The sequence below is a fragment of the Cupriavidus sp. DF5525 genome (assembly GCF_040149425.2).
Taxonomy (GTDB): domain Bacteria; phylum Pseudomonadota; class Gammaproteobacteria; order Burkholderiales; family Burkholderiaceae; genus Cupriavidus; species Cupriavidus pickettii_A.
Genome location: NZ_CP168266.1, coordinates 154,567 through 166,927, shown reverse-complemented (window position 1 = coordinate 166,927; position 12,361 = coordinate 154,567). Strand labels below are relative to the sequence as shown.

Here is a 12,361-nt window from a genome sequence, read left to right as displayed (position 1 = left end):
TATTGGCGCGGTTCGTCTCCCCGTCCCTACACTTTGGCATCGCCTCGATTCGGGATTCTCCATGCCAAAGATCCTCGACGGTATTACCGTCCTAGACCTCACACGCTTCTTCTCCGGCCCTCAGGCAACACTGTTTCTGGCCGGCATGGGCGCTGAAGTCATCAAGATCGACGATCCCAAAGGCGGCGACCCCACCGCGTTTGCGCCCCCGTATGCCGGTCCGGAGGGGGTCTCGTTCGAGCGCCAGACCGAGCAAGACATGGGCATTGCCTATATGAAGCGCGCGCGGGGAAAGAAGTCGATCACATTGAATCTGAAGTCGCAGGAGGGTCGAGACATCTTCCTGCGCATGGTGGGGCAGGCGGACGTCGTCGTGGAGAACTTCAGCGCGGGCGTGGCGACGCGCCTGGGCATCGACTTCGAGACGCTGCGGGCCGTCAATCCCCGGCTCGTCTACTGCTCCATCACCGGGTATGGAGCCACCGGCCCCGACAGGGACCTGAAAGCGTACGACCTGATGGTCCAGGCAGCGGCTGGACTGATGAGCATCACGGGACATCCGGGTTCCGCGCCGGTAAAGGCTGGCTCCCCGCTATCCGATGCGATCGCCGGGGTCTTCGCCGCAAACGGCATTGTTGCCGCGTTGCTGCACCGCGAGCGTAGCGGTGAAGGACAGGCCGTAGACATCTCCATGGCGGACTGCCTCTTCTCCCTGATCTTCGACGAACCGCTCGATTGCTACGAACGGCTTGGCCTGAGCTTGCAGCAAGGCAGCCGGATCATGCGCTTCTCACCGTTCAACGTCTATCCGTGCAGCGATGGCTGGGTAACGATTGGCGCAGCGACAAACGATGATTGGAGCGCGTTGCTTGCGGCAATGGATCGGAACGACATAGCCGACGACGAGGAGATGATGCATCTGCCATGGCGTCTGAGCCACAACGAATTGGTCGATGAACTGGTGAGTAGCTGGACATGCAAGCGACAAGCACGCGAGATCATCGGCACGCTAACGACAGCTAAAGTCCCCTGCAGTCCTGTGCGAACCATCAACGACGTGATCACCTGGAACCAGCTGTTGGAGCGGGATATGGTCGAGCGCTTGTGGAATCCGCTGACGGCCGGGCACGTCAGTGCTTCCGCACCGGGATTTCCGCTGAAGTTCAGTGCCACGCCAGGTGGGTACGACCATCCGGCGCCGATCCCGGGCGCTCACACTGACGAGGTCCTGGGCCGCCTTGCCGGGCTGACGAGCATGGACATGCAGCAATTGCGGTCTGCCGGTGTAGTTTGAGTTGGGAAGGCCAGCTGCTTGGAGTGAGTTTGCACCTGGCATCACATGGAGAGTTCCCAAGCTCCGTACCCAAGTCCGGAGTAGAGGCCCCTGCTCGCGCGCCTCAGGCAACGCCAGCAGCGCCATCACGAACGCTATCGAATAGTCGCTACAAGGCAATTCGCAGAAGATCCGTTAATCGACTTCTTCGAACACCCCTGTGCGCACCTCGCCGTTGCGCATGTAGCGGGCAATCAGCACGCCGCCAGGCGTGCTGGTCGAGTGAATACTGTTCTCCAAGTCTACGGACCCGACCGGTCCGTAGATAATACGACGGACGATGTGTATGTGGATCGACAACCAGCCAACGGCCAACACGTGCTGGCCCCGCCAAGTCTGATGCCTGAGTTAAGCCATCCCGCGAAGCGGGGGGGGCTTGAATGTATTGTCAGGCCCCAACGCCAGTGTCTGACGCCAGGACCGCCGTACGACCAAACCATACGAAATAACCCTCTGCGCGCGATCGTGCATGCCGCTGGCGGTACCGCATCTTGCAGCCCCCGACCTGGCCAAGACGGCGAAAGGTTGCCTACGCTTGATGGATGCCGATGAAGCTGTAGGAGGACCGGCAATGGCCGCCACGAAATCCATTCGCCAGCCGGCAAAGGGTGGCGCCAGGAATGCGCAGCGCTGGTCACAGGACGTGACCGAGCACAGCAACGCGCTGGACCTCGAACCGCATCTCTTCGCTTCGGACAGCCCCGAGGAGATCGCCGCCTCGCTCAAGCGTTCCGCCCTGGGCAGCCGGCGCCGCAAGGGCACGGCTTTCCAGTCGGCGATGTCGATGCTCAACTTCTACATCAATCGCGCCGGCCGCAATCTGCCCAAGGAGCGTCGCGCCACGCTCGAGCAGGCCAAGGGCAAGCTGCGCGAAGCGTTCGGACGGCCACCATAAGCACGGGCAACGCGCCACGGCTCGCTTGCGCGATTGCATTTCCGAGCTAATGCTTGTTCCTATGTCACCTTCGCGGAGCAACATCATGGACACAGGAAGCGAACTGCAAGCCACCGTGGACGCCCTGGTGCAAGCGGGCAAGGGCCTGCTGGCCGCCGACGAGAGCGGGCCGACGATCGCCAAGCGGTTCGAGCGTATCGGTGTGGAATCGAGCGAGGAAAGCCGCCGGGCGTGGCGCAACCTGCTCCTGTCGACACCGGGCCTTGGTGAATTCATCAGCGGCGTGATCCTGTACGAGGAAACGCTGGGCCAGCGCGCCGACGATGGCACGCCGCTGCCAGAACTGGCTGCGCGCCAAGGCATCGTGCCCGGCATCAAGGTGGACAAGGGCAAGCTCGCGCTCGCCCATGCTCCCGGAGACGAGGTCACCGAGGGTCTCGACGGGCTGGCCAAGCGGCTTGCCGGCTATCACCAGCAGGGCGCGCGCTTTGCCAAGTGGCGCGCGGTGTACATCGTGTCGGACAACCTGCCTGGCTGGGCTGCCATCCAGGCCAATGCGGAGGCGCTGGCACGCTATGCAGCCATCTGCCAGGAGACGGGCGTGGTGCCCATCGTCGAGCCCGAGGTGCTGATGGATGGCGCGCATTCCATGGCGCGTTGCGCCGAGGTCACCGAGGCCGTTTTGCACGAAGTCTTTCACGCCTTGCACCGGCATGCGGTGGTGCTCGAACACATGCTGCTGAAACCCAGCATGGTGCTCCCCGGCAAGGAGGCCGGGCACGCGGCGCCGGCCGAGGTTGCCAGGGAGACTGTTCAGGTGCTCAAGCGCACGGTGCCGGCGGCGGTGCCGGGCATCTTCTTCCTGTCCGGCGGACAAACTCCCACTGAGGCCACCGCCAATCTCGATGCCATGAACCGGCTCGCCCCATTGCCCTGGCGGCTGAGCTTCTCCTACGGGCGCGCCTTGCAGGAGCCGCCCCTGTTCGCCTGGCGCGGCGAGGCCGCTAACGCGGCGCAAGCGCAACGGACGCTGCTGCAGCGCTCACGACTGAATGGCATGGCCTGCCTGGGGCAATACGAAGCAGCGCGGGAGGATGCTGCGGGCTGAGCTTTCGGCAGGTGCGGGCGAACGCACCCTTCGAACCACTGAGGGACAAGATATTGATGATGCGTCCCCAGCCCCGCTTCACCATGCCTTCGCACAGAGGCGGGCCGCCGGACCTGCCTTCAGATACCCAGCTCCAGCAGCCGGGCCTTCAACCGAGGCCCGGCGAAATCAAGAAATGCGCGCAGTTTCAGCGGCAGGATTCCCTGTCCGGTGTGAACAAGGCTGATGGGCCACGGTGCCGGCTCGAACGCTTCGAGCACGGTCTTGAGCGCACCGGCACGCATCGCATCCGCCATCTGGTAGGACAGCACGCGAGTGAGGCCGACCCCGGCCACCGCCGCATCGATTGCGGCTTCGGCAGTGCTTACGGCAAGCCGCGAGCGGACAGGCACCTCCATCTCCGCCTTGCCCGACATGAAGGTCCAGACTTGCCTGGATGCAATCTGTTCCATGGTGATGCATGCATGGGCGGTGATCTCAAGGGGGCTCGTCGGCGTGCCATGTTCAGCGAAGTAGGCTGGGCTCGCGCAAACCACCCGACGCGTTGTGCCAATCCGCGTCGCGATGTAACTGCTGTCGGGCAGTTCAGCGATCCGCACTGCGACATCGACCTGCTCTTCAAGCAGATGCATCACTCTGTCGGTCAGCACCATCCGCACATCGATGTCCGGGTAAGTCTTGAGGAATTCCGCGACCACCGGCAACAAATGTAAACGTCCGAAGACAAGGGGCGCAGTGATGGCAAGCTCACCTTTAGGCGCCGCGTATTCCCCCGACGCGGCACGCTCCGCCTCTCCCACTTCCTCGAGAATGCGCCGGCATGCGGCGACATAGGAATGTCCGGCTTCGGTAAGGGCAAGTTGTCGGGTGGAGCGATGCAGGAGTCGGGTTTTCAGGTGCGACTCCAGTTCTCCGACCTTGCGGCTGACCGTTGCAAGCGGAATCTCTAGCTGGCGCGCCGCGGCAGAAAAACTGCCTGCGTCGACCACGGCCACCAGGATCGACATCGATTCGAAACGATCGGCCACGTTCTCATTTTTTGGGAGGATGATTCCCAATAATGCCGGATTATCTTCCTGGGTGGAAGCTCCTACCATCTGGGCGTCCCCCGGCGAGCGCGTCGAGAACGCCGCGCCGTAGGTCACCCAAAATCTGGAGAATATGCTGTGTCAACGCTTTCGAGTACCCATCCGCAGGCTTTGCGACGAATCGCTTCCATCAGGAATTTGCCCGTCAACTTGTTTGCGTCGGTCATGGGCATTGCCGGACTCTCTATCGCGTGGCGCCAGGCCAGCCAGGAATTTGGGGTAAGTCCGCTGATATCCGAGGCCGCCGGAATCCTCGCCATCATCGTGTTCCTGGTGCTGAGCGCGGGATATCTCGTCAAGGCGATCAAGCATCCGGACGCGGTCGTCGGCGAGTTCCGGCATCCCGTCGCCGGCAATTTTTTCGGCACGATCACGATCGCCATCCTGCTGCTCTCCTCGGTCGTTGCTCAACTGAGCCAGCCGCTCGCCGAAGTCATTTGGATAGTGGGCACAATTTCGACGATCGCGCTCTGTTTCACCATTGCGAGCCGGCTGCTGCAGGGCAAGATTGACGCTGCGCACGCGGTTCCCGCCTGGTTCATCCCGGGAGTGGCGACGCTGGATATCGCGGTTGCAGGGGGCGCCATGCCAATGGCGTGGGCCCATGAAATCAACATGTTCGCGCTGGCCGTTGGAACGATGATCGCCCTGTTGTTCTTTACGATGATCATGTCGCGAATGATTCATCACGAGCCTCTGCCCGCCGGCATGGTCCCTTCGCTGTTGATCCTGATGGCACCTTTCGAAGTGGGCTTTCTCGCCTACACCAACTTTACGCAGCGCGTCGACACTTTCTCCGGCTTGCTGTTCTACTTCGGGCTCTTCATATTCCTTACGCTGGCGCCCAAGGTATTTCGCAGGGGAATTCCGTTTGCTTCCGGTTGGTGGGCGATCAGCTTTCCGATGGCGGCGCTCGCCAGCGCCTCGCTGAAATACTCGATGTTCGTCCAGGCCTGGCCCGTGACGGTGATCGCGATCATCCTCCTCGCCATGCTGAGCATCGCAATTGTGGTTCTCTTTGTCAGAACGCTGCACATTCTTCTTAACGGCAAGCTGCTCGCCGGCTGATGCAGAAGAGCCGTAGGTCGAGGTCTGATCGAGGCCGGCCGAATGCGGTGCACTGAAACCGCCTGGCCAGCCCCGCATCAGTCTCAGAAGCCGGTACGCGCCTGGATATAAACCATGCGCGGCGCGCCGACCAGACGACCGGCATTGCTGTCGGTGGTGCGTGTGTAGTAACGCTTGTCGAACACGTTATTCAAGCCGATCGTGATGTCGGTACGCTTCCACTGCGGGACCTTGAACATCGCCTGAAGATTCCAGGTGCGGAAGCCCGGTATGCGGCCCACGCTGCCATCCGGCGACTCGGCAACCGTATTGGCCAGGTCAGAGAATTGCGAGCTCTGGTGCGTGGTGGAGACATTGAACGTCCAGTTGCGCCAGTCGTAGCGTACACCGAGCGTATCGGTATTACGCGAGTAGAACGGTACGTCCAGGCCGGCCGTGGCGCCTGACTTCTGAATCGCGCGCGTGTACGTGTAGTTGGCGTAGACATTCAGCCCCGCGAACAGACCGGCGCGATCGAACGTGTAGTCGATCGCGGTTTCCACGCCGTCGTGGTCAGTAGCGCCGATATTCTGGAACGTGACGGGGAACAGCCCCGGCACCTGCAGGATCTGGTTGTCGAACTTGATCTTGAATGCAGTCAGTTCGGCCTTGATCCGGTTGTCGGTCCAACGCGTACCCACTTCGAACGTACGCGCCACTTCCGGCTGCAGCGGATTATTCGGCGTCTGCGAATTGAGCTGGGTGTTCTGCACCGGCCCGAACGACGTACTGTAGTCGGCGAACACGGTCCACGCATTGTTCACGAGGTACGAGACATTGACCGAGGGCAGTGCCTTGTTATTCATGCTTTCGAACTGCGTCGCGGTACCCCGCTGCTGGCGCGTGGTGTCGATATGTTCGAAGCGCACCCCCGGCACGATGCGCCAGTTGCCGATGGCGATGCGATCGTCGATATAGACGGCGTGCGCATCGGTGGCGTTGTCGAAGGTGGTGGTCGGGCCGGCCCTGCCGGTTACGAGGCTCTGGTTGTAGGTATTGTCGTCGCCACGCTCGCGGATATACCGATATCCGACGGTGATGTCGTGCAGCGTCGGTCCCAGTGCCACGCGCTGCGTATAGCGCGGCTCGATGCCGAACGTGGTGTAGTTGCGAGGCTGGTGCGCGATCTGGGTGGCGCTCTGCTGCAGCGTGCTCTGGCGATAGCTGTCGTTGAAGAACGTGCGAATTTCGAACTCCTGATTGGCGGAGATCGTGTTCACATAGCCCAGATCGAAGCCCGTGCGGTTGCCGCTCCAGTAGTCGTTCGGCCGCGTATTCTGGAACGGATCCGCATTGAATTGCGCCACCGTCAGGCCACCTGGCGTACGCGAGCGCACGTCGTAGTACGAAACCTTACCGTAGACCTGCGACGTGCTGGTGAGGTCGTAGGCAAATTTCACGGCCAGATCATTGACGTCATCATCGCTGCCCTTGCGCCATTCGCGGCCCGTCATGCCCGAGTACAGGAGAGCCAGTCCCAGCCCGTTCTCGAGCGTGGTCCCTACAAACGCGTTGTACTGGGTATTGCTGCCGCCACCCTCGGTGTAGATGTTTTCGCGGATCGACGCATCGCCGGTGATTCCCGGGCCGCCAGGAATCGGCTTGGTGTTGAAGTTGATGATGCCACCGACGTTCTGCGGGCCATACCGCACCGCGCCGCCGCTGCGCACCACGTCGATCGCTTCGATATTGCCCAGGCTGACCGGTGCGAAAGACAGTTGCGGTTGCCCATACGGCGCCACCGCCATCGGAATACCGTCTAGCAACACCGTAGAGCGAGGCGAGTATCGGCCCGTAAGGCCGCGCACGCCGATATTGAGCGAGATGGCGCTGCCGGCGGTGCCGGAGTTGTCGGTCGACTGCACCCCCGGAATCCGGCGCATGACGTCACTGATACTGCTCGCGCCACTCTGCTCGATTTGCTCCTCGCTAACCACGGTGCGTGCGCCGGCGAACGTCTTCACACTGTTCTGCAGCCCGGTACCCAGCCAATTGCCGGTGACCTGGACGGTATCGAGCACATGCTCCGCATTGCCGTTCTGCCCCGGCTGCGCATCGGTCTGCTGAGCGGATGCCCCTAGCGGCGCCAGGCATAGCATCGAGACGGCGAACGCCGTCGCGCGCAGCGCGACTTGGGGTGCGGCGGGGAGCTTGCCGCATCGGCTCGAACTCATGGCTTTTCTTCCTTATAACAAGCAAATTACGAAAAGCCATGAATGTAAATGATAACGGTTATCGCTTGTAACTAGTTAGATTAAAGTGCTGCTTGGTGCTCACGGCCTCAGGTCAACTGTTGCTGCGGCACGACGACCTCGCTGACGACGATCGTGTCGGGCGCGGTCCCGCCTGCGTCTGGTCATGCGCGAAATTGCTGCAGGCATTGGTCGCGCGCTTGTGGCGCGCACGGGGCCGCCGGCGCTTACAGATGCACCCGGCTGCGCTTAAGCTGGAACGCCACGGTCACACGATCGGCGGGGTAGATCGTATCGGTGATTTCAAGGATCCTGCCCATCGCGTCCTTGTAGTGGCGAATCAGCCTCAGGCCGGCGGATCCCGCTTCTGCGCCCAGCACTTGTGCCAGGCGCTCGTCGATCAGCACGCCGTGGATGACCTGCCGGATCTCGGCAATGGCCACGCCGCAATCGCGCTCGATCAGCGTGCTGACAAGCAGCTTCGGATTGCTGCGGATGGTGTCCGTCAGGTGCGCAAGCGAGGCGTCGATGTAGATATCGGCGTGTGCCACCGGCGTGCTGCCCTTGCGGGAATCGACCCGCGTGCCGGAAAAGCGCAGCCATTCGCTGCCGATCGGCGCTTCCAGCAAGCGGGCGTCGGCGCGGTCGAGCGTGACGCTGTGCACCGCTTCGATGCTGCGGATCTCCGTGGCGGCCACCCGCACCAGGTCTTCGGCGGTGCCGAACGACTGGGTGTAGGCAGCGTCCGGGTTGGCGCTCTCGACGATGGTCCCCACCGCCTTCTTGCGCGAGATGTAGCCCCAGTCCTGCAGCAGCCTGAGCGCGGCGCGCACGGTATGCCGGCTGACCCCATGATGCTCGGCCAGTTCATGCTCGGTCGGCAGCAGGCTGCCGACCACGCGGCGGCCCTCGACGATATCCCGCACCAGGGTGCTGGCAAGCTCGGCATAGCGGGTCGGGGCTGTCCCGCCCGGCGCGGCCGGTGCTTCCGTCCGCTTGTCCTTCAGTTGGTTGCGCATTGCGATGAGCTGGCCCCAGGCCGCTCCATGAAAATGGGTGGGCGCATTGTAAGACAAGCGACGGCGGCGCCCAGGCGCCGCGCGGCTCAGGCCGCGAAGAAGCGCTTGTCCGCTTCGGCCGGCAGCGTCATGCCGGTGATCTTCGCCTTCTCCAGCACGCCCCAGAAGTAGCGATAGGTGGCGCGGTCGTGCAGCTCGCCCTTGTACTGGATCGGGCCCCAGTCCGCATCCTGCGCGGCGCACAGGATCCCTGCCGCGTCCTCCACCTCGGTGAAATCGGGACGCATGGCATTGACGATGGGCAGGATCTGCGCGGGATAGATGCTCCACATGCGCAGAAAGCCGAATGCATTGCGCGCGCGCGTGGCATCGCCGCCGATCACCTCGGCGTCCTTCAGGTTCAGGCAGACGTTGTGCGCCGGCACGATGCCGTTGGCCAGCGCCGCGGCCACCATGTCGGCCTTGGCGCGCGCCAGCAGCGCGTGCTCGAACTGGCCGGGGCTGCGCATCGCCGCCGCCGGGATCGCGCCATGGTGGCCGCTGACGAAATCCATCAGGCCGAAGTCCAGCACCTCGATATTGGGCAGTGCCGCGATCTGGAACACATCGCGCAGCGCACCGTGCGTTTCCACCAGAACGTGGACCGGGATGTCGCGGCCAAGGCCCGCCTTGCGCGCGGCATCGCCGATGTAGCCGATCACCTCGGCCACCTGCTGGTGGCTGGTGGCCTTGGGCACGGTGATATAGGCCAGGCGGCTGCCGGCCTCGCCCACGATGATGTCGACATCCTGGCGCCAGGCCGGGTGCGCCGGGTCGTGGATACGTGCGCCGGCACGGCCATGGCGGTTGCGCTCCGACGCGATCATGCGCGCCACCATGGCGGCATGCTCGCGCTCCTGGCCAGCGGCGGCGCCGTCCTCGCAATCGCAGGTCACGTCAAAAACCGGACCGTACTCGACCTGCAGGTCGAAGGCCTTGCCGATCAGCTTCTCGCTGCCGGCGAAATGCTCGCACGCGGCCAGCACGGGGAAGGATTTCTCGCCGGCAAAGAGCGCGTCGCGCGGATGGGTGGTGGTCATGGATAACTCCTGGAAGCGGATGTTGGAATGGGTACGTAGGCTGGATCAGCGGCCGCGGCGTGGCATTGCGATGGTGTAGTCGAGATCGAGCACGACGTTGGCCGGATGCGCCGGCTTGCCGTCGCCCGCCGGCGGGAACACCACCGTGCTGGCGGCAGCGTTCTTGATGCCGATGGTGCGCAGGCGCAGCGCACCGACATGCGCCAGCCCCAGGTCGAGCTTTTCCACCACCTGGGTTGCGCAGGCGATGGTGTCGCCGGCATAGGTGGGGTTGACGTGGCTGCCGCCATTAATCGCCAGCACCGACAGCGCGTTCTCCAGGCCGCCATACGACAGCGCCTTGCACAACGAGATCACGTGCCCGCCGTACACCAGCCGCTGCCCGCCGGCGGCCGCCATGGCAAAGCCGTCGAAGTGCGCGCGTGCGGTGTTCTGGTAAAGCCGCGTGGCGATGCTGTGGTCGCTGTCGTTGACCGTCATCGCGCCGAGGTGGTCGATGCGCTCGCCCGGCGCATAGTCTTCCCACAGGTCCTGCACGCCGGTCACGCTGCAGATCTCGCGCACACGGGCGCTATAGCCGCCGTGATAGAGCCGCGCGGCCGGCACCACCGGCTCGGTCGCCGGCACCACCGCTGCGCCGCAGGCAGCGCCGTGGTCACGCTTGTGCACCATCACCCAACGGATCCACGACAGCACCTCCTGTCCGCGCTGGTTGCTCGCGGTCGAACGCACGTAGACCACGCCACTCTTGCGGTTCGAATTCTCCTTCAGCCCGATCACCTCGCTGTCCACCGACAGGGTGTCGCCGGGATAGACGTGGGCCAGGAAGCGCACGTCGGCGTAGCCGAGATTGGCCACCGCGTTCAGCGAGATATCCGGCACGGTCTTGCCGAATGCGGTGTTGAACACCAGCAGGTCCTCCAGCGGCCGTTGCGCCAAACCAAGCCGCGCCGCACTGGTATCGGCGCTGCCCAGTGCCGTGCGGCTGCCGGTCAGGGCGATGTACAGGCTGCGGTCGCCCTCGGTCAGGGTGCGCGGCGTGGCGTGCCGGATGCGCATGCCTACGCGGAAGTCTTCGAAAAAGTTGCCGCTCCGGTTCTTCTGCATTGCTCCTTCTCTCCTCAGCTGACGGAATATCGCCTTCTTTATGTCCGCACATAGTGAATGGCACGAGAACGTATGTCAACTGCTGCGGCGCCACTTGGCTGCCGAAATTCACGCAAAAACGCGCCGAAACCACCCCCCCGATATGGGGGGTACCGTCGATTTTACTTGCCACCCATCCCCATCAATCTCTTATTATGTACGTACATAAAGGCCAACAACGCGGCATCGAAGAGACTGTCCCAAGGAGCGCAACGTGCAAAAACTGACCGAAGAGCGGCGCATGATCCAGGAAGCCGCAAGGCAATTCACCATGGATCGCGTGCTGCCGCTCGCCAACAAGCTGGACCCCGAGAAAGGCCAGATCCCGCGCGAGCTGATCGACGAAATGGCCGAGATGGGCTATTTCGGCATCCTGATTCCCGAGGAATACGGCGGCCTGGGCCTGGGCGCCTATGAGTACTGCCTGGTGGCCGAGCAGCTGTCGCGCGGCTGGATGAGCGTGGGCAGCATGATCGCGCGCGGCAACGGCCTGATCGGCGCGCTCAAGGGCCTGTCGCCCGAGAAGAAGGCCGACTACCTGCCGCGCATGGCACGCGGCGAATTCCTCGGCGCGTTCTCGCTGTCGGAACCGAACGCCGGCTCCGACGTGGCCAATATCTCGTGCCGCGCCGTGCGCGACGGCGACGACTGGGTCATCACCGGCAGCAAGTACTGGTGCACCTTCGCCGACGAGGCCGACTTCATCCTGGTGGTCTGCCGCACCGACCCCGTGATCGATCCCAAGGCCCGCCATCGCGGCCTGTCCGCCTTCATGCTCGAGAAGCCGCGCGGCCAGCTGCCCGAGGGCGTCCAGGGCAGCCCCATCCCCAAGATCGGCTACTACGGCTGGAGCACCTGGGAGCTGGCCTTCGACGGCTGCCGCGTGCCCGCCGACAAGATGGTCGGCGAAGAAGGCAAAGCCTTCTACCTGGCCACTGCCGGCCTGGAAACCGCCCGCGCCCACACCGCCGCCCGCTCGATCGGACTGGCCCAGGGCAGCCTGGAAGATGCGATCCAGTACTCCCGCGACCGGGCCCAGTTCGGCTCCCCGATCGGCAACTTCCAGGCGATCCGCTTCAAGCTGGCCGACATGGCCACGCAGATCGAAGCCTCGCGCGCCCTGCTCTACGCCGTGTGCGAGCAGATCGACGACGGCCAGCGCTGCTCCACGGAAGCCGCCATGGTCAAGCTGTTCGCCAGCGAGATGTCGGAGCGCGTCACCAGCGAAGGCCTGCAGATCCACGGCGGCGCCGGCTACACCACCCACTTTGCCGCCGAGCGCTACTGGCGCGATGCACGCCTGACCAAGATCTTCGAAGGCACCTCCGAGATCCAGATGCGCATCATCTCGGATGCGATGCTGGGCAAGGTCGAAGCCTGAACGCCGGAGCCCG

10 protein-coding genes and 1 pseudogene are annotated in these 12,361 nt (G+C 63.5%); 5 read left to right on the top strand and 6 right to left on the bottom strand.

Annotated elements, in window-relative coordinates; genetic code table 11:
* The first annotated feature begins 61 nt into the window (after nt 1-61).
* The 3 genes from ABNX08_RS21990 (at nt 62) to ABNX08_RS21980 (ending at nt 3,336) form a co-directional block, all read left to right on the top strand.
* Nucleotides 62-1,294, top strand: coding sequence for a CaiB/BaiF CoA-transferase family protein (locus ABNX08_RS21990; RefSeq protein ID WP_022537806.1), 1,233 nt, complete (start codon nt 62-64; stop codon nt 1,292-1,294).
* Between the two features lie 610 nt (nt 1,295-1,904).
* Nucleotides 1,905-2,228, top strand: coding sequence for a DUF3175 domain-containing protein (locus ABNX08_RS21985; protein ID WP_022537804.1), 324 nt, complete (start codon nt 1,905-1,907; stop codon nt 2,226-2,228).
* A gap of 85 nt (nt 2,229-2,313) precedes the next feature.
* Nucleotides 2,314-3,336 carry a class I fructose-bisphosphate aldolase gene (locus tag ABNX08_RS21980; protein WP_022537803.1) on the top strand — a complete coding sequence of 341 codons (1,023 nt, stop codon included), beginning with the start codon at nt 2,314-2,316 and terminating at the stop codon, nt 3,334-3,336.
* Between the two features lie 10 nt (nt 3,337-3,346).
* Here ABNX08_RS21980 and ABNX08_RS21975 read toward each other — a convergent pair.
* Nucleotides 3,347-3,436, bottom strand: a pseudogene (locus ABNX08_RS21975) (beta-ketoacyl-ACP reductase); the annotation flags it as partial.
* A 19-nt stretch (nt 3,437-3,455) separates the two neighbouring features.
* Complete coding sequence (locus tag ABNX08_RS21970; protein WP_041681693.1) at nt 3,456-4,343, bottom strand: LysR substrate-binding domain-containing protein; 888 nt, start codon at nt 4,341-4,343, stop codon at nt 3,456-3,458.
* 159 nt (nt 4,344-4,502) lie between these two features.
* Between ABNX08_RS21970 and ABNX08_RS21965 the strand changes: the two genes are divergently transcribed.
* Nucleotides 4,503-5,492, top strand: a complete 990-nt coding sequence (locus ABNX08_RS21965; protein WP_022537801.1) for an SLAC1 anion channel family protein — start codon at nt 4,503-4,505, stop codon at nt 5,490-5,492.
* An 83-nt stretch (nt 5,493-5,575) separates the two neighbouring features.
* On the opposite strand, the gene ABNX08_RS21960 is transcribed toward ABNX08_RS21965, so the two are convergent.
* From ABNX08_RS21960 to ABNX08_RS21945, 4 genes are all read right to left on the bottom strand, one after another.
* Complete coding sequence (locus ABNX08_RS21960; RefSeq protein ID WP_022537800.1) at nt 5,576-7,705, bottom strand: TonB-dependent siderophore receptor; 2,130 nt, start codon at nt 7,703-7,705, stop codon at nt 5,576-5,578.
* 245 nt (nt 7,706-7,950) lie between these two features.
* Nucleotides 7,951-8,742, bottom strand: a complete 792-nt coding sequence (locus tag ABNX08_RS21955; RefSeq protein ID WP_022537799.1) for a GntR family transcriptional regulator — start codon at nt 8,740-8,742, stop codon at nt 7,951-7,953.
* Between the two features lie 86 nt (nt 8,743-8,828).
* Nucleotides 8,829-9,821 carry a CoA ester lyase gene (locus ABNX08_RS21950; RefSeq protein WP_022537798.1) on the bottom strand — a complete coding sequence of 331 codons (993 nt, stop codon included), beginning with the start codon at nt 9,819-9,821 and terminating at the stop codon, nt 8,829-8,831.
* A 45-nt stretch (nt 9,822-9,866) separates the two neighbouring features.
* Nucleotides 9,867-10,928 (bottom strand): MaoC family dehydratase, encoded by a 1,062-nt coding sequence (locus ABNX08_RS21945; protein ID WP_022537797.1) that lies wholly within the window; start codon nt 10,926-10,928, stop codon nt 9,867-9,869.
* Between the two features lie 253 nt (nt 10,929-11,181).
* Here ABNX08_RS21945 and ABNX08_RS21940 point away from each other — a divergent pair, with 253 nt between their 5' ends.
* Nucleotides 11,182-12,348 carry an acyl-CoA dehydrogenase family protein gene (locus tag ABNX08_RS21940; RefSeq protein ID WP_022537796.1) on the top strand — a complete coding sequence of 389 codons (1,167 nt, stop codon included), beginning with the start codon at nt 11,182-11,184 and terminating at the stop codon, nt 12,346-12,348.
* The last annotated feature ends 13 nt before the right edge of the window (nt 12,349-12,361 follow it).

Bases quoted from the DNA above. Each gene is read 5' to 3' on its own strand.
- ABNX08_RS21960 (WP_022537800.1), bottom strand. From the start codon at position 7,705: ATGAGTTCGAGCCGATGCGGCAAGCTCCCCGCCGCACCCCAAGTCGCG.
- ABNX08_RS21980 (WP_022537803.1), top strand. From the start codon at position 2,314: ATGGACACAGGAAGCGAACTGCAAGCCACCGTGGACGCCCTGGTGCAA.
- ABNX08_RS21990 (WP_022537806.1), top strand. From the start codon at position 62: ATGCCAAAGATCCTCGACGGTATTACCGTCCTAGACCTCACACGCTTC.
- ABNX08_RS21970 (WP_041681693.1), bottom strand. From the start codon at position 4,343: ATGTCGATCCTGGTGGCCGTGGTCGACGCAGGCAGTTTTTCTGCCGCG.
- ABNX08_RS21950 (WP_022537798.1), bottom strand. From the start codon at position 9,821: ATGACCACCACCCATCCGCGCGACGCGCTCTTTGCCGGCGAGAAATCC.
- ABNX08_RS21955 (WP_022537799.1), bottom strand. From the start codon at position 8,742: ATGCGCAACCAACTGAAGGACAAGCGGACGGAAGCACCGGCCGCGCCG.
- ABNX08_RS21945 (WP_022537797.1), bottom strand. From the start codon at position 10,928: ATGCAGAAGAACCGGAGCGGCAACTTTTTCGAAGACTTCCGCGTAGGC.
- ABNX08_RS21985 (WP_022537804.1), top strand. From the start codon at position 1,905: ATGGCCGCCACGAAATCCATTCGCCAGCCGGCAAAGGGTGGCGCCAGG.